Origin of the sequence: Plantactinospora sp. CA-294935, assembly GCF_050936445.1 — a bacterium.
Classification (GTDB): Bacteria; Actinomycetota; Actinomycetes; order Mycobacteriales; family Micromonosporaceae; genus Plantactinospora.
Genome location: NZ_JBNJMU010000001.1, coordinates 9,141,550 through 9,156,194, shown reverse-complemented (window position 1 = coordinate 9,156,194; position 14,645 = coordinate 9,141,550). Strand labels below are relative to the sequence as shown.

Below are 14,645 nucleotides of genomic sequence, written 5' to 3'. Positions count from 1 at the left end.
CGCGGAGCTGGCGTCCGTCGCGGAGCTGGCGTCCGTCGCGGAGCTGGCGTCCGTCGCGGAGCTGGCGTCCGTCGCGGAGCTGGCGTCCGTCGCGGAACTATCGCCCGGGGCGGTTGCCGTCCAGTCCCTTGTCCAGCCCGGCCCGGCGCAGCGCGTCGGCCAGCGCACCGCCGCCGAACCCGCCGCCCTGTCCACCGCCGGACCGGTTACCGCCGGACCCGCCGCCGCCGGACCGGTTCCCGCCGGACCCGCCGCCACCGCGCCCCTGGCGCGGCTGGCCGGTGCGGTCGCCACCCCGGTCCCGCGCGGGGCGGGGCTCTGCCTCGTCCTCCAGCCGCAGGGTAAGCGAGATCCGCTTCCGGGGTACGTCCACGTCCAGCACCTTCACCCGGACCACGTCACCGGACTTGACCACGTCCCGCGGGTCCTTGACGAAGGTCCGGGACATCGCCGAGACGTGCACCAGGCCGTCCTGGTGCACCCCGACGTCGACGAACGCGCCGAACGCGGCCACGTTGGTGACCACGCCCTCCAGCAGCATCCCCGGCAACAGGTCGCCGATCTTCTCCACCCCGTCGGCGAAGGTCGCGGTCCGGAACGCCGGCCGGGGGTCCCGGCCCGGCTTCTCCAACTCCTTCAGGATGTCGGTCACGGTCGGCAGCCCGAAGGTGTCGTCCACGTACTCGGCGGGCCTGAGCTTGTGCAGCACGGCGGTCTTGCCGATCAGCGCGAAGAGGTCGCCGCCGGTGCTGGCCAGGATCCGCCGGACCACCGGGTACGCCTCGGGGTGCACGCTGGAGGCGTCCAGTGGGTCGTCCCCGCCGGGGATGCGCAGGAAGCCGGCACACTGCTCGAACGCCTTCGGGCCGAGCCGGGGCACCTGCTTGAGCGCCTGCCGGGTCCGGAACGGGCCGTTGGCGTCCCGGTGCAGCACGATGTTCTCGGCCAGCCCGGCACCGATCCCGGAGACCCGGGTCAGCAGCGGCGCGGAGGCCGTGTTGACGTCGACCCCGACGCCGTTCACGCAGTCCTCCACCACCGCGTCCAGCGAGCGGGAGAGCTTCACCTCGGAGAGGTCGTGCTGGTACTGCCCGACGCCGATCGAGCGCGGGTCGATCTTCACCAGCTCGGCCAGCGGGTCCTGGAGGCGACGGGCGATCGAGACCGCGCCGCGCAGCGAGACGTCGAGGCTGGGCAGCTCCTGGGAGGCGTACTCGGAGGCGGAGTAGACCGAGGCGCCGGCCTCGGAGACCACCACCTTGGTCAGGTTCAGGTCGGCATACCGCTTGATCAGGTCACCGGCCAGCTTGTCGGTCTCCCGGGAGGCGGTGCCGTTGCCGATCGCCACCAGCTCGACCTTGTGCGCCCGGGCCAACCGGGCCAGCGTCTCGATCGAAGCGTCCCACTGCCGGCGCGGCTCGTGCGGATAGATCGTGTCGGTCGCCACCACCTTGCCGGTCGCGTCGACCACCGCCACCTTCACCCCGGTACGCAGCCCCGGGTCCAGCCCCATCGTCGGGCGGGTACCGGCCGGCGCGGCGAGCAGCAGGTCGCGCAGGTTGGTGGCGAAGACCCGGACCGCCTCGTCCTCGGCCGCCTGCCAGAGCCGCATCCGCAGGTCGGCGCCGAGGTGGATCAGGATCCGGGTACGCCACGCCCAGCGCACCGTGTCGACCAGCCAGCGGTCCGCCGGCCGTCCCCGGTCGGCGACGCCGAACCGGGCGGCGATCTCCTGCTCGTAACGGGTCGGCCCGACCGGGGCGTCGTCCGGCGCGGGCGCCTCCTCCGGGTCCATGGTCAGGTCGAGCATGCCCTCCTTCTCGCCCCGGAACATCGCCAGGATCCGGTGCGAGGGCAGCTTGGTGTACGGCTCGGCGAAGTCGAAGTAGTCGGCGAACTTGGCGCCGGCCTCCTGCTGGCCGTCGCGTACCCGGGAGACCAGCCGGCCCCGCGACCACATCTTCTCGCGCAGCGAGCCGATCAGGTCGGCGTCCTCGGCGAACCGCTCCACCAGGATGGCCCGGGCACCGTCCAGCGCGCCGGTCGGGTCGGCCACCCCGGCGTCCGGGTTGACGAAGCCGGTCGCCACCGTGCGTGGGTCCTGCGACGGATCGGCCAGTAGCGTGTCGGCCAGCGGCTCCAGCCCGGCCTCCCGGGCGATCTGCGCCTTCGTCCGCCGCTTCGGCTTGTAGGGCAGGTAGATGTCCTCCAGCCGGGCCTTCGAGTCGGCTGCCATGATCTGCGCTTCCAGCGCGTCGTCCAGCTTGCCCTGACTCTTGATCGACTCCAGCACCGCCGCCCGGCGCTCCTCCAACTCCCGCAGGTAGCGCAGCCGCTCCTCCAGGGTGCGTAGCTGGGTGTCGTCGAGCGACTCGGTGGCCTCCTTGCGGTAACGGGCGATGAACGGCACGGTCGACCCGCCGTCGAGCAGGTCCACCGCGGCCCGTACCTGCCGCTCGTGTACGCCGAGCTCCTCGGCGATCCGCTGGTGCACTGAGCGCGGCTGCGCAGAGGTTGTCACGTCCTGTTCCGCCTTCTCCACTCGGTTCCGCCCTCACCCGTCGCCGGGACCGGCGCAGGGCAACTGGGTGCCGGCAAGCATTGTGCCGCACCCGGCGGCGGTCGCCGTCGCAGGCGGCGGCGATGCGCGAGCGCCGCGACTTCACGCGCCGTCGGCTATGGACAACCGAGAGTGATTCGGGTTAGGTCGGCTCGGAACGGTCCGCGAACCGAAGAGGGGCACGATGACTCTGCTGGCCGACGACCAGCCCGCCGGCTCCGGGGTGGGCGTCACCGACGGACATCCACTGGCCCGGCTCACCGCCGACGAGATCAGGGCCGCCCGGGCCCTGCTGGACCGGCACGGGCTGCTCGGCCCGACCACCCGGTTCGCCCTGCTGGCCCTGGAGGAGCCCGCCAAGGACGTGGTGCTGGCGTACCGGCCGGGTGATCCGGTGGACCGCCGGGTCCGGGCGGTACTGCTCGACGTCGCCACCGGCGTCGCCCGGACCGTGCTGGCGTCGGTGACCACCGGCACCGTCGACCCGGTACGCGAGCACGACGCCGTCCGGGACGGGCAGCCGCCGATCATGCTGGAGGAGTTCGTCGCGGTCGACGAGATCGTCAAGGCCGACCCGGGCTGGCGGGCGGCGATGGAACGCCGGGGCATCACCGGACTCGACCTGGTCCGGCCCTGCCCGCTCTCGGCCGGCGACTTCGACCTGCCGGGGGAGCGGGGCCGGCGGCTGCTGCGGGTGCTCTCCTTCCTGGCCCACCGGCCCGAGGACCACTGCTGGGCGCACCCGATCGACGGCGTGGTGGCGTACGTCGACCTGACCGAGCGCCGGGTCGTCGAGCTGATCGACCACGAACTGCTGCCGGTACCGGCCGAGGAGGGCAACTTCGACGACCCGGCGTACGTCGGGCCGGCCCGGACCAGCCTGAAGCCGATCGAGATCACCCAGCCGGAGGGGCCCAGCTTCTCGGTCGACGGTGACGTGGTGCGCTGGGAGAACTGGAGTTTCCGGGTCGGCTTTGACCCCCGGGAGGGTCTGGTGCTGCACCAGCTCGGCATCACTGACGGCGACCGGGAGCGCCCGGTGCTCTACCGCGCCTCGGTCGCCGAGATGGTCGTCCCGTACGCCGACCCGAGCCCGGTGCGGTTCTGGCAGAACTACTTCGACGCCGGGGAATACCTCCTCGGCCAGCAGGTGAACTCGCTGGTGCTGGGCTGCGACTGCCTCGGCGAGATCTACTACTTCGACGCCGTACTCGCCGACGGGGCCGGCGAACCGCGCGAGGTGCGCAACGCGATCTGCCTGCACGAGGAGGACCACGGGGTGCTGTGGAAGCACACCGACCTGTTCACGGAGTCGGCGGAGACCCGCCGGCAGCGCCGGCTGGTCATCTCGTCCTTCGTCACCGTCGGCAACTACGACTACGGCTTCTACTGGTACCTCTACCTCGACGGCACCATCCAACTGGAGGTCAAGGCGACCGGGGTGCTCTTCACCTCCGCCTACACCGAGGGGAACGGGTACGCGACCGAGGTGGCACCGGGGCTCGGTGCGCCGTACCACCAGCACCTGTTCAGCGCCCGGCTCGACGTCACGGTCGACGGGACCCGCAACGCCGTCGACGAGGTGGACGTCCGGGCACTGCCGGTCGGCCCGGAGAACCCGTACGGCAACGCCTTCACCCGGGTGGCGACCCGGCTGTCGTCGGAGTCGGACGGCGCCCGGGACGCGGACGCCTCGGTCGGCCGGACCTGGCGGATCTCCAACCCGGAGCGGCTGGGTCGGCTCGGCCGGCCGGTCGGCTACCAACTCCGGCCCGAGAGCCAGACGGTGCTGCTGGCCGCCCCCGACTCCTCGGTGGCCCGGCGGGCCGCCTTCGCCACCCGCTCGCTCTGGGTCACCCGGTACGACCCGGCGCAGCGCTATCCCGCCGGTGACCTGGTCAACCAGCACCCGGGCCACGCCGGGCTGCCGGAGTACGTCGCGGCCGACCGGCCGATCGACGGCGAGGACATCGTGCTGTGGCACACCTTCGGCACCACCCACTTCCCGCGCCCCGAGGAGTGGCCGGTGATGCCGGTGGACCGGTGCGGCTTCACGCTGCGGCCGGACGGATTCTTCGACCGCAACCCCACCCTGGACGTGCCGGCGAGCACGGCGACACACTGCGACACACCCGGCGACGGCGAATCCGCCGCCTGTCACGGCGGCTGAGCACCGGAGCGGTTCAGCGGCGTACGGTGAGCGCCGTGGCGGCGACGGCCGCGTCGACCGCGTTGAGCAGGTCGCCCAGTTCCGTCGGGAGCAGTCGTCGCCCGGCGGCGATCCGCTCGGTCACCATCGACCGGTTGCTCGGGATCAACGCCCGGACCAGGCCGCCGGCCCGGACCAGCCCGGCCAGCGTCGCGGTGCGGGGGTCCAGCGGCTGGTCGGAGCGTTCCAGGGTGGCGTTGAGCCGGACCCGGGGCCGGGCGACCCGGTTCGGGTCGAGCCCGGGAAACCGGACCGTCGTGCGGAAGTTCAGCCCACGGGCGGTCATCCGGCGGACCGCGCCCGCACTGACCAACCGGTCGCCGACGTGGTCCCGGACCCGGGAAGCGAGGAACTCCAGCCAGGAACGCGCCGGATGGCCGTCGCCCCGGCATACCATTTCGGCCAGCACCCGGTCGGTCACCGGCTCCTGCCAAACCCGGTCGTCGGTGACGTAGACGGCGGACCGGACCAGGGTGATCCGCCCGTCGAAGAGCAGTTCGGCGATGAGCGCGCCGGAGAGGGCGGCATCCACCAGGTTCGCCGCGGCGAGGGGCTTGCCGCTGTAGTCATCGTGTGCGATGAGGAACAGATCGTCGGCCAGCCGCTCGGTGGGTGGGCCGGGGTAATTCGTCATCCGTCATCCTTGGCCGGCCGGCCGACATGCCGGATCGGTCACTCCTCAATGTCGATGCAGGACGGTACGGCATGCGCACTGTCCGTTCAACCCGCCCTGGCCGTGCGTGTCTGAACACTGTGGTCCGTCGATCTCTTGTCGCGGGGCGTGATCGCCCATACCCTCTCCGGTGTCGTTCGAGAGTCCCTTTCTCGTTCCCCCCACACCGAGAGAGACCGACATATGTCATCCAGTCCCGCCCTGGAGTCCGGCCTGCGCCGGGGACGCCTGGGCACCGTGCATCTCGTCTTCTTCACCGTCGCGGCGTCGGCGCCGCTGACCGTGCTCGGCGGTGGCATCACGACGATGTACGCCGTCAGCGGCAACGTCGGCGCGGCGCTGTCCTATGTGCTGCTCGCCGCCATTCTGGGCGTCTTCGCGGTCGGCTACGCCGCGATGAGCCGATTCGTCAGCAACGCCGGCGCGTTCTACTCCTACATCGCGAACGGCCTGGGCCGGGCGGGCGGCGTTTCCGGCTCGTTCGTCGCACTGGCCTCCTACAACGCCATCCAGATCGGACTGTACGGGCTCTTCGGCGCGATCCTCGGCGACTTCATGGCGACGAAGTTCGGCGTCGAGCAGCAGTGGTGGGTCTGGGCACTGGTCGGGCTGGCGCTGGTCGGGGTGCTCGGGGTACTCCAGGTCGACCTGAACGCGACGGTCCTGGCGGTGCTGCTGCTGCTCGAATGCCTCGCGGTCGTCGTCTTCGACGTGGTCTCGCTCGGCAACCCGGCCGGCGGCAGCATCAGCCTGGCCGGGCTGGACCCCGGCAACCTCTTCGGGGCGGGGCTCGGTGCGGTGCTCGCGCTGGGGATCGCGAGCTTCACCGGGTTCGAGTCCGGGGCGATCTACAGCGAGGAGGTCCGGGATCCACGCCGCACCGTGGCCCGGGCCACCTACGTCGCAGTGGCCTTCACCGGTGCCTTCTACGCGCTCTCCGCCTGGGCGCTGACCGTGGTCACCGGCCCGGGGAACGCGCAGGCCGCCTCGGTCGAGGCCGGCCCGGGGGTGGTCTTCGGCACTCTAGCCGACCATGCCGGCAGCACGGTGGCGGACGTGGCGAACCTGCTCTTCATCACCTCGGTGCTGGCCGCCCTGCTCTCCTTCCACAATGGAGTCGCCCGGTACCTCTTCGCGCTGGGCCGGGAGCGGGTCCTTCCGGCCTTCCTCAGCCAGACCGGGGTCCGCACCGGGGCACCGGTGGCCGGCTCGCTGGCCCAGACCGTACTGGCCCTCGGCGTGGTGCTGGCCTTCGTGCTGGCCGACCGGGATCCGGTGGTCGACCTGTTCACCTGGCTCAGCGGTGTCTCGGCGGTCGGGGTGGTGCTGCTGATGACCCTCACCTCCGCCTCGGTGGTGGGCTTCTTCCGCCGCCGCCCGGAGGTCGGGGTGAGTGCCTGGCAGCGGCTGGTCGCCCCGGCGTCGGCCACCGGACTGCTCCTCGCCGTCCTGCTGGTGCTGCTGGTGAACTTCGACGCGCTGCTCGCCCCGGGCAACCCGAGCTACCTGGCCTGGCTGCTGCCCGGGGTCACCCTGGCAGCCGCGCTGGTCGGGCTCGGCTGGGGGCTCCTGCTCCGGGCCAGGCGGCCGGCGGTGTACGAGGCCGTCGGCCGGGGCGTGGCCGATGCGCCGCCCGCCGAGGACCCGGAACTCACCCTGACCCGCTGACCGCCGCCTCCACCGGCGGCGGCTGGGATCCGTGCCTGGATCAGCCGAGCGACCGCCACCAACCGTCCACCGGGGGCGGGTGGTCGACGACCACCCGCTCACCGGGGCGCGGCACCGCCAGGCGTACGCCCCGGGCCTCGGTCTCGCGCCACAACCGGTCCACCGGTTCGGCCCAGCCGTGCGGGGCGAGGTTGAAGGTGCCCCAGTGCACCGGCACGAGGAGCCCGCCGCGCAGGTCCAGGTGGGCGGCGACCGCCTCCTCCGGGAACATGTGGATGTCCGGCCAGGCGGTGGCGTACGCGCCGATCTGGATGAGCGTGACGTCGAACGGGCCGTACTCGGCGCCGATCTCGGCGTAGCCGTCGAAGTAGCCGGAGTCGCCGGAGCAGAAGACCCGGCGGGTCGGGCCGGCGACCACCCAGGAGCCCCAGAGGGTACGGTCCCGGGCGAGCGCGCGCCCGGAGAAGTGCCGGGCCGGGGTGGCGGTGACGTCGAGCCCGGCGACCGAGGCGTGCTCGCCCCAGTCCAGCTCCACGATCCGCTCCGGCGGTACGCCCCAGCGCTCCAGGTGGGCGCCGACCCCGAGCGGCACCAGGAACGGTGCGGACTGGGTGTCGCGCAGGGCGCGTACGGTCGGCATGTCCAGGTGGTCGTAGTGGTCGTGCGAGATGAGCACGGCGTCGAGCCGGGGGAGCCGGTCCAGCGGCACCGGCACCGGGTGCAGCCGGCGCGGGCCGATCCGGGCCGACGGCGAACAGCGGTCGCTCCAGACCGGGTCGAGCAGTATCCGCCGTCCCTCGATCTCGATCAGCGCCGACGCGTGGCCGTACCACAGCACACTGAGTTCGCCGGGTGGGGCGGTGGCCGGCGCGACGGTCTCCGGCAGCAGCACCGGCACGCTACCGGCCGGGCGCCGGGGCTGGTTGCCGAAGATCAACTCCCGGAGGATGCCCTTTCCGGTGCCGGGCAGCGCGATCCGGGTACTGACCGGGTTACGGAACGCGCCGGCCCGGAACTGCGGGGAGCGGCGTACCCGGTCGGCCCGGGCGCCATCCGGGAGGCGGCCGAGCGCGGCCGGCACGTCCCGGACCGCCCAGCCGGCCGCGCCGAGCGCGGCGACCGCGAGCGACCACCGGAGGCGCCGGCGGCGCCGGGCCGCGACGTCGCCCCGTCCTGCTCTTCCCCGCATGTGCCGACGCCCCCTCGTCCTCACGAGCGAGGGTACGCCGGCCGGCACCGCTGCGGACGGCAGCGCGGCGCCGCCGCCCGGCGGGCGGGGGAGGTCAGCCGCCGTTGGTTGGCTGGTACATCCTCGGCCGGCGGGCCGGCACGGACAGGTTCCGCAGACCGTCGACCGCGGCGAGGAAGGCCGGGCCCATCGCCGCCCGGGCCTGCACCGCCGGGTGGGTCGAGCCGAAGTTGTCCGGGTCGGCCTGGCCGTCGGCGAAGAGCACATACGTCAGTACCGGCGCGCCGGCCGGGTCGAAGATCAGTCCGGCCTCGTGCCGGGCGTTGCCGAACCAGCCCGCCTTGGTGGCGATCCGGGCCCGGTCGGTCGACGACATGTTCCGGCGGATGCCGTCGGTGAACGCGATCGGCGCGCGGAGCTGGTTGAGCAGGAAGGTGGTCGACGTGGCCGAGAGCAGCGTGCCCCGGACCAGCGCCTGGAGCAGGTCGTGGGTTTCCCGCGCGGTGCTGGTGCCGAGGAAGAACCGGTTCGGGTTGGCGACCGGTTCGACCTGGGTCTTCGGGAAGCCCTTGGCGACCAGGATCTGGTTGAGTTCGGCGGCCGGGCAGACCAGGCCGCAGAGCCGGACGGCGGTGTCGTCGGAGACGGTCAGCAGCGCGGCGAGCACGTGCCCCAGGGTCACCGAGCTGGGGTAGGCGCCGTCCAGGCTGAAGATGCCGTCGCCGCCGGGCACCACGATCGCCGAGGTGACGTCGACCCGCTGGTCCAGGGTGAGCAGCCCCCGGTCGACCTTGTCCAGCACCGCCGTGGCCACCGCGATCTTGTTGACGCTGTACGCCTCGACGACCGTGTCCTGGTTCTCCCGTACCGCCGGCAGCGGCGCCGGCCCGGTCCCGCTGGCCACGCTCAGGTACGCGTACCAGTTGCCGCCGGCCCTGGTCTTCTCCCGCCGGTAGATCGCGGCGACCTGGTCGGCCCGGGCCCGGGCGGGGCTCTCAGGTGCCTGTCCGCTGTTCGGAGCGGCCATCGCCGGAGTGGCCGTCCCGAGCACGACGCCGGCGGTGGCGGCGGTGCCGATGCCCAGTGCGGTCCTGCGATTCACCCTGCTCACCAATGCTCTCCCATCGGAGGGTCGAGGTCGCCGACCGACGGCTGCCCGGTGCGGACGGGTCCGCGAGAGCGGCTGCCGGATTTGCGGCTTGCCGACCGGTAACAATAGGCGACCGCGGCCCGCACCGCTGGGCCCTACTGCTCCCGCACGACGCGATGTATCGGCGGTGTAGGTGGGTGGGGGTGCCGGCCAGGGGTGCCGGCGGGTCAGGTGCCGGGTGCGCCGTCCCGCTCCCGGGTGGCCTTCAGATAGTCCCGGTTGAGTCGGCCGATGCTGGTCAGCGGAATCCCCTTCGGACAGACGGCCGTGCACTCGCCGATGTTGGTGCAGCCGCCGAAGCCGGCCTCGTCGTGTGCGTCGACCATCCCGACGACCCGGGTGGTGCGCTCCGGCTGGCCCTGCGGCAGCAGGCTCAGGTGGCTCACCTTGGCGGCGGTGAAGAGCATTGCCGAGCCGTTCGGGCAGGCCGCGACGCAGGCGCCACAGCCGATACAGGCGGCCGACTCGAAGGCGGCGTCCGCGTCGGACTTGCGGACCAGTTGGGCGTGTGCCTCCGGGGCGGCGCCGGTCGGCGCGGTGATGTATCCGCCGGCCGCGATGATCCGGTCGAACGCGCTCCGGTCCACCACCAGGTCCTTGACCACCGGGAACGCCTTGGCCCGCCACGGCTCGATGTCGATGGTCTGGCCGTCGGTGAAGTGTCGCATGTGGAGCTGGCAGGCGGTGGTGGCCCGCTCCGGGCCGTGCGCCACGCCGTTGATCACCATGCCGCAGGCGCCGCAGATGCCCTCCCGGCAGTCGTGGTCGAAGGCGACCGGTTCCTCGCCGTCGAGGGTCAGCCGTTCGTTGAGTACGTCCAGCATCTCCAGGAACGACATGTCGGGGGAGACGTCCGGGACCGGGTAGCTCACCATCCGGCCGGGATCGTCCGGTCCGCTCTGGCGCCAGATCCGCAGGGTCAGGTTCACTTGTAACTCCGCTGGGTGGGGTGGACGTACTCGAAGTGCAGGTCTTCCTTGTGCAGCACCGGCGGGCGGTCGGCGCCGGTGAACTCCCAGGCCGCCACGTAGCTGAAGTGCTCGTCGTCGCGCTGCGCCTCGCCCTCCGGGGTCTGGCTCTCGGCCCGGAAGTGACCGCCGGCCGACTCGGTGCGGTGCAGCGCGTCGACGCACATCAGCTCGGCCAGCTCGAAGAAGTCGGCGACCCGGCCGGCCTTCTCCAGCGCCTGGTTGAGCCCCTCACCGTCGCCGGGCACCTTCACCCGCTGCCAGAACTGCTCCCGCAGGCTGCGGATCTCGGCGAGTGCCTTGCGCAGCCCGGCGTCGGTCCGCTCCATCCCGCAGTGGTCCCACATGATCTGGCCCAGCTCACGGTGGAACGAGTCGACGGTGCGGTCGCCCTGGCAGGCGAGCAGCCGGGACAGTCGGTCGGTCACGTCGTCCCGGGCCGACACCACCTCGGGGTGCTCGTCGGTCAGCGCCTCGAAGGGTCCGGCCGCCAGATAGTCGGCGATGGTGCTGGGTAGCACGAAATAGCCGTCGGCCAGGCCCTGCATCAGCGCGGAGGCGCCGAGCCGGTTGGCGCCGTGGTCGGAGAAGTTCGCCTCGCCGATCACGAACAGGCCGGGGATGGTCGCCTGGAGGTCGTAGTCGACCCAGAGCCCGCCCATCGTGTAGTGCACCGCCGGATAGATCCGCATCGGCACCTCGTACGGGTCCTCGCCGGTGATCCGCTGGTACATCTCGAAGAGGTTGCCGTACCGGTCGGCGATGGTGGACCGGCCGAGCCGGTCGATCGCGTCGGCGAAGTCGAGATAGACGCCGAGCCCGGTCTGCCCGACGCCCCGGCCGGAGTCGCAGACGTTCTTGGCGGCCCGGGAGGCGATGTCCCGGGGGACCAGGTTGCCGAAGGACGGGTACATCCGCTCCAGGAAGTAGTCCCGCTCCTCCTCCGGGATCTGCCGGGGTGGGCGGTCGTCGCCGGCCGCCTTCGGCACCCAGACCCGGCCGTCGTTGCGCAGCGACTCGCTCATCAGGGTCAACTTCGACTGGTGGTCGCCGGAGACCGGGATGCAGGTCGGGTGGATCTGCGTGTAGCAGGGGTTGGCGAAGAGCGCGCCCTTGCGATGCGCCCGCCAGGTGGCGGTGACGTTGCAGCCCTTGGCGTTGGTGGAGAGGTAGAAGACGTTGCCGTAGCCGCCGGAGGCGAGTACCACGGCGTCGGCGAAGTCGCACGTTATCTCGCCGGTGACCAGGTCCCGGGCCACGATGCCCCGGGCCCGGCCGTCGACGACGATCAGTTCCAGCATCTCGTGCCGGCTGTGCATCTCGACCCGGCCCTGCCCGATCTGCCGCTCCAGCGCCTGGTACGCCCCGAGCAGCAACTGCTGGCCCGTCTGGCCCCGGGCGTAGAAGGTGCGCTGCACCTGGGCGCCGCCGAACGAGCGGGTGTCGAGCAGGCCGCCGTACTCCCGGGCGAACGGTACGCCCTGGGCCACCGCCTGATCGATGATCTCCACCGAGACCTCGGCGAGTCGGCGTACGTTCGACTCGCGGGAGCGGAAGTCGCCGCCCTTGACGGTGTCGTAGAAGAGGCGCTGGATCGAGTCGCCGTCGTTGCGGTAGTTCTTGGCGGCGTTGATGCCGCCCTGGGCGGCGATCGAGTGTGCCCGGCGCGGGCTGTCCTGGTAGCAGTATGACTTGACACGGTAGCCCTGCTCGCCCAGCGTCGCGGCGGCCGACCCGCCGGCCAGCCCGGTGCCGACCACGATCACCGTGAGCTTGCGCCGGTTGGCCGGGTTGACCAGCTTGGCGGCGAACCGGCGGCGCTGCCAGCGGGTCTCGATCGGCCCGTCCGGGGCCTTGGTGTCGGCGATCGGCTCGCCGATGGTGAAGAGGTCCAGCCCGTTAGTGGGGTTCATCGTCAACGCACCAATCCCGCGATCACCGCGAAGGGGACGACCAGGTATCCGGCGCAGAGCGCGACGGCGAAGCCGAGCGAGATCGCCCGGGCCCTGGCCTCGCCCCGGGGAGTCTGCTGACCGAGGCTGCGGAACGCGCTGAACATCCCGTGCCGCAGGTGGAAGCCGAGCGTCACGATCGCGACGGTGTAGAGCAGGGTGACGTACCAGCGCTCCGGGGCGAAGTCGGCGGCCACGTTCGCGTACGGCCGGCGCGGGTCGCCGACCGGGTTCAGATCGCCGGTGGTCAGGTCGAGCAGGTGGTAGACGACGAAGAGCGCGATGATCACCCCGCCCCAGCGCATGGTCCGGGCCGCGTAGCTGCCCTGCACCTTGGGGCGGTGCGCGTACCGGACGGGTCGGGCCGCCCGGGCCCGCCGGGCCAGCACGGTCGCCGACCAGATGTGCGCGACCAGGGCGATGCCGAGCACCGCGCGCTGGATCCACAGGTACCAGGTGTCCGGCAGCACGGGTGCGCCGATGGTACGCAGCCAGTGCGCGTAGTGGTCGAACGACTCGGGGCCGAAGAAGATCTTCAGGTTGCCGAGCATGTGCGCGATCAGGAAGAGCACCAGCAGGATGCCCGTCACCGCCATCACGGCCTTGAGGCCGATGCTGGACCGGATCGGCGACCGCGTCGAGGTAGCTGTCACCTCACAAACGCTAGGAGACCTCCGATTAGTCGTCCAATGCATCGAAGCCTCAGAGACGATAGCTGTAGGCTATGCATGTGCAGCTCCACCAGTTGAGATACTTCGTGGCAGTGGCAGAAACCCGGCATTTCACTCATGCCGCCGACATTGTCGGCATCACCCAGCCGTCGTTGAGTAAGCAGATTCACGCCCTGGAGACCGATCTCGGCGCCCCGCTCTTCGAACGGGTACGCGGCAACATCGGGCTGACGGCGGCCGGCGAGGTGCTGCTGCCGCTCGCCGAGCGGATCCTCGCCGACGTCGACACCGCCCGCCGCGAAGTCCAGGAACTCGTCGGGGTCCGGCGCGGCCGGGTACGCCTCGGCGCCACCCCCAGCCTGGCAACCTCGCTCGCCCCGGCGGTGCTGCGCCGGTTCCGGGACGCCCACCCCGGGGTGGACCTGCGGGTGGAGGAAAGCGGCTCGCAGGACCTCGTCCGCGACCTGCTCCGGGGCGAGCTGGACCTGGCGCTGATCATCCTGCCCGCGACCGGCGCCGACCCGGCGCTGATCGCCGAGCCGATCCTCCGGGACAACCTGGTGGTCGCCTCGCTCAACCCGCTGCCGATGACCGACTCGGCCGGCACCATGCACCTCACCGACCTGCGCCACCAGCCGCTGGTGATGTTCCGGCAGGGCTACGACCTGCGGGACGCCACCCTGCGGGCCTGCCGGGAGGCGGGCTTCGAGCCGTCGCTCGCGGTGGACGGCGGCGAGATGGACGCGGTGCTCAGCTTCGTGGAGGCGGGACTCGGCGTGGCCCTGGTGCCGGGCATCGTGGTGGCGCGGCGGCCGAGGCTCTGGGTCACCCCGCTGGCCCCGCCGGGGGTGCACCGGACGATCGCGCTGGCCCGACGCCGGGAGCCGGAACCCACGCACGCGGCCCGGGCGTTCCGGCGGATCCTGCTGGCATTCATCGGTACGGCCGCCGCGAACTCGACGCTGCCGGCGGGCGTCACGCCGTACTGACGCCGGCTATTCCGGCTTGTCGTCCGGGGCGAGCAACAGCCGCGCGTAGTTGCCCATCGAGCGCTGGTAGCGGGGCAGGTGCGGGGCGAGCGCGCCGACCGCGACCGACACCGCCTCGCGCTCGCGACCGGTGTCGGCAAGGCAGAGCGCCAGCGTCGCGCTGATCGCGTCGCCGAGACCCCGGGTCGGCTCGTCCAGCGTCGCCGGATCGATGCCACGCTCGGCCTTCAGCAGCCTGACCGCGAGTTCGGCCTGCCCGATGTTCCGCAACGAGCTGGACATCTGGATCACGGCCCGGCGCCGCCGGTAACCGATGAGTCCGTGGTCGAGCGCCCAGCGGTAGAGCGGCACGGCCCGGTCGGAGTGCCCGGTCGAATCCCACGCGCAGGCCCGCTCGAACGCGCCGACCGGGTCGTCGGCGGGCAGTTCCGCCGCCAGACTGTCGATCAGAGCACGGAAGTCGTCGTCCCGGTCCTCGTAGTCGTCGATCGAAGCCCACGCCTCGGCGACCCGCCGCTCCCAGTCCTGCATCGACACAGACTCGCAGAGCCGCCCGGTTGAGCCGCTGTCGACGCTGTCTCCGCGTTACCCGGGCCACATCTGCGGGGTTGGTTGC

Annotated in this window: 11 protein-coding genes; 3 read left to right on the top strand and 8 right to left on the bottom strand. The window is 72.0% G+C overall.

Going from position 1 to position 14,645, the window contains the following annotated elements:
* Positions 1 to 97: 97 nt before the first annotated feature.
* The gene (locus tag ACQEVC_RS39765; RefSeq protein ID WP_432888749.1) at positions 98 to 2,521 is read right to left on the bottom strand and encodes a Tex family protein; all 2,424 of its coding nucleotides are present in this window, start codon (positions 2,519 to 2,521) and stop codon (positions 98 to 100) included.
* Between the two features lie 223 nt (positions 2,522 to 2,744).
* On the opposite strand from ACQEVC_RS39765, the gene ACQEVC_RS39760 reads away from it, so the two are divergent.
* Positions 2,745 to 4,730 carry a primary-amine oxidase gene (locus tag ACQEVC_RS39760; protein ID WP_432888747.1) on the top strand — a complete coding sequence of 662 codons (1,986 nt, stop codon included), beginning with the start codon at positions 2,745 to 2,747 and terminating at the stop codon, positions 4,728 to 4,730.
* A gap of 13 nt (positions 4,731 to 4,743) precedes the next feature.
* Here ACQEVC_RS39760 and ACQEVC_RS39755 read toward each other — a convergent pair whose 3' ends face one another.
* Positions 4,744 to 5,403, bottom strand: coding sequence for a GOLPH3/VPS74 family protein (locus ACQEVC_RS39755; protein ID WP_432888745.1), 660 nt, complete (start codon positions 5,401 to 5,403; stop codon positions 4,744 to 4,746).
* A 222-nt stretch (positions 5,404 to 5,625) separates the two neighbouring features.
* Here ACQEVC_RS39755 and ACQEVC_RS39750 point away from each other — a divergent pair, with 222 nt between their 5' ends.
* Positions 5,626 to 7,110: an APC family permease gene (locus ACQEVC_RS39750; RefSeq protein WP_432888743.1), complete on the top strand. Its 1,485-nt coding sequence runs from the start codon at positions 5,626 to 5,628 to the stop codon at positions 7,108 to 7,110.
* Between the two features lie 40 nt (positions 7,111 to 7,150).
* Here the strand turns inward: ACQEVC_RS39750 and ACQEVC_RS39745 are convergent, their stop codons facing one another.
* The 5 genes from ACQEVC_RS39745 to ACQEVC_RS39725 all read right to left on the bottom strand — a co-directional run bounded on the left by ACQEVC_RS39745 (position 7,151) and on the right by ACQEVC_RS39725 (position 13,064).
* A complete protein-coding gene (locus ACQEVC_RS39745; RefSeq protein ID WP_432888741.1) occupies positions 7,151 to 8,299 on the bottom strand; it encodes an MBL fold metallo-hydrolase in 1,149 nt (382 codons plus the stop codon).
* Between the two features lie 94 nt (positions 8,300 to 8,393).
* Positions 8,394 to 9,410, bottom strand: coding sequence for a serine hydrolase (locus ACQEVC_RS39740; protein ID WP_432888739.1), 1,017 nt, complete (start codon positions 9,408 to 9,410; stop codon positions 8,394 to 8,396).
* Between the two features lie 206 nt (positions 9,411 to 9,616).
* Positions 9,617 to 10,378, bottom strand: coding sequence for a succinate dehydrogenase/fumarate reductase iron-sulfur subunit (locus ACQEVC_RS39735; protein WP_432888737.1), 762 nt, complete (start codon positions 10,376 to 10,378; stop codon positions 9,617 to 9,619).
* Positions 10,375 to 12,312 carry a fumarate reductase/succinate dehydrogenase flavoprotein subunit gene (locus ACQEVC_RS39730; RefSeq protein WP_432891970.1) on the bottom strand — a complete coding sequence of 646 codons (1,938 nt, stop codon included), beginning with the start codon at positions 12,310 to 12,312 and terminating at the stop codon, positions 10,375 to 10,377. Before ACQEVC_RS39730 ends, ACQEVC_RS39735 begins: the two co-directional genes overlap by 4 nt.
* Before the next feature lie 20 nt (positions 12,313 to 12,332).
* Entirely contained in the window at positions 12,333 to 13,064 is a 732-nt protein-coding gene (locus ACQEVC_RS39725) for a succinate dehydrogenase cytochrome b subunit (protein ID WP_432888735.1), read from the bottom strand.
* Positions 13,065 to 13,093: 29 nt separating this feature from the next.
* Between ACQEVC_RS39725 and ACQEVC_RS39720 the strand changes: the two genes are divergently transcribed.
* Entirely contained in the window at positions 13,094 to 14,029 is a 936-nt protein-coding gene (locus ACQEVC_RS39720; RefSeq protein WP_432888733.1) for a LysR family transcriptional regulator, read from the top strand.
* A 6-nt stretch (positions 14,030 to 14,035) separates the two neighbouring features.
* Here the strand turns inward: ACQEVC_RS39720 and ACQEVC_RS39715 are convergent, their stop codons facing one another.
* Positions 14,036 to 14,560 carry a tetratricopeptide repeat protein gene (locus ACQEVC_RS39715; protein ID WP_432888731.1) on the bottom strand — a complete coding sequence of 175 codons (525 nt, stop codon included), beginning with the start codon at positions 14,558 to 14,560 and terminating at the stop codon, positions 14,036 to 14,038.
* Positions 14,561 to 14,645: the final 85 nt, after the last annotated feature.

What these genes read in the sequence shown, in the direction of transcription:
- ACQEVC_RS39755 (WP_432888745.1), bottom strand. Translation starts at nt 5,403, where the DNA reads ATGACGAATTACCCCGGCCCACCCACCGAGCGGCTGGCCGACGATCTG.
- ACQEVC_RS39715 (WP_432888731.1), bottom strand. Translation starts at nt 14,560, where the DNA reads ATGCAGGACTGGGAGCGGCGGGTCGCCGAGGCGTGGGCTTCGATCGAC.
- ACQEVC_RS39745 (WP_432888741.1), bottom strand. Translation starts at nt 8,299, where the DNA reads ATGCGGGGAAGAGCAGGACGGGGCGACGTCGCGGCCCGGCGCCGCCGG.
- ACQEVC_RS39760 (WP_432888747.1), top strand. Translation starts at nt 2,745, where the DNA reads ATGACTCTGCTGGCCGACGACCAGCCCGCCGGCTCCGGGGTGGGCGTC.
- ACQEVC_RS39720 (WP_432888733.1), top strand. Translation starts at nt 13,094, where the DNA reads ATGCATGTGCAGCTCCACCAGTTGAGATACTTCGTGGCAGTGGCAGAA.
- ACQEVC_RS39725 (WP_432888735.1), bottom strand. Translation starts at nt 13,064, where the DNA reads ATGCATTGGACGACTAATCGGAGGTCTCCTAGCGTTTGTGAGGTGACA.
- ACQEVC_RS39750 (WP_432888743.1), top strand. Translation starts at nt 5,626, where the DNA reads ATGTCATCCAGTCCCGCCCTGGAGTCCGGCCTGCGCCGGGGACGCCTG.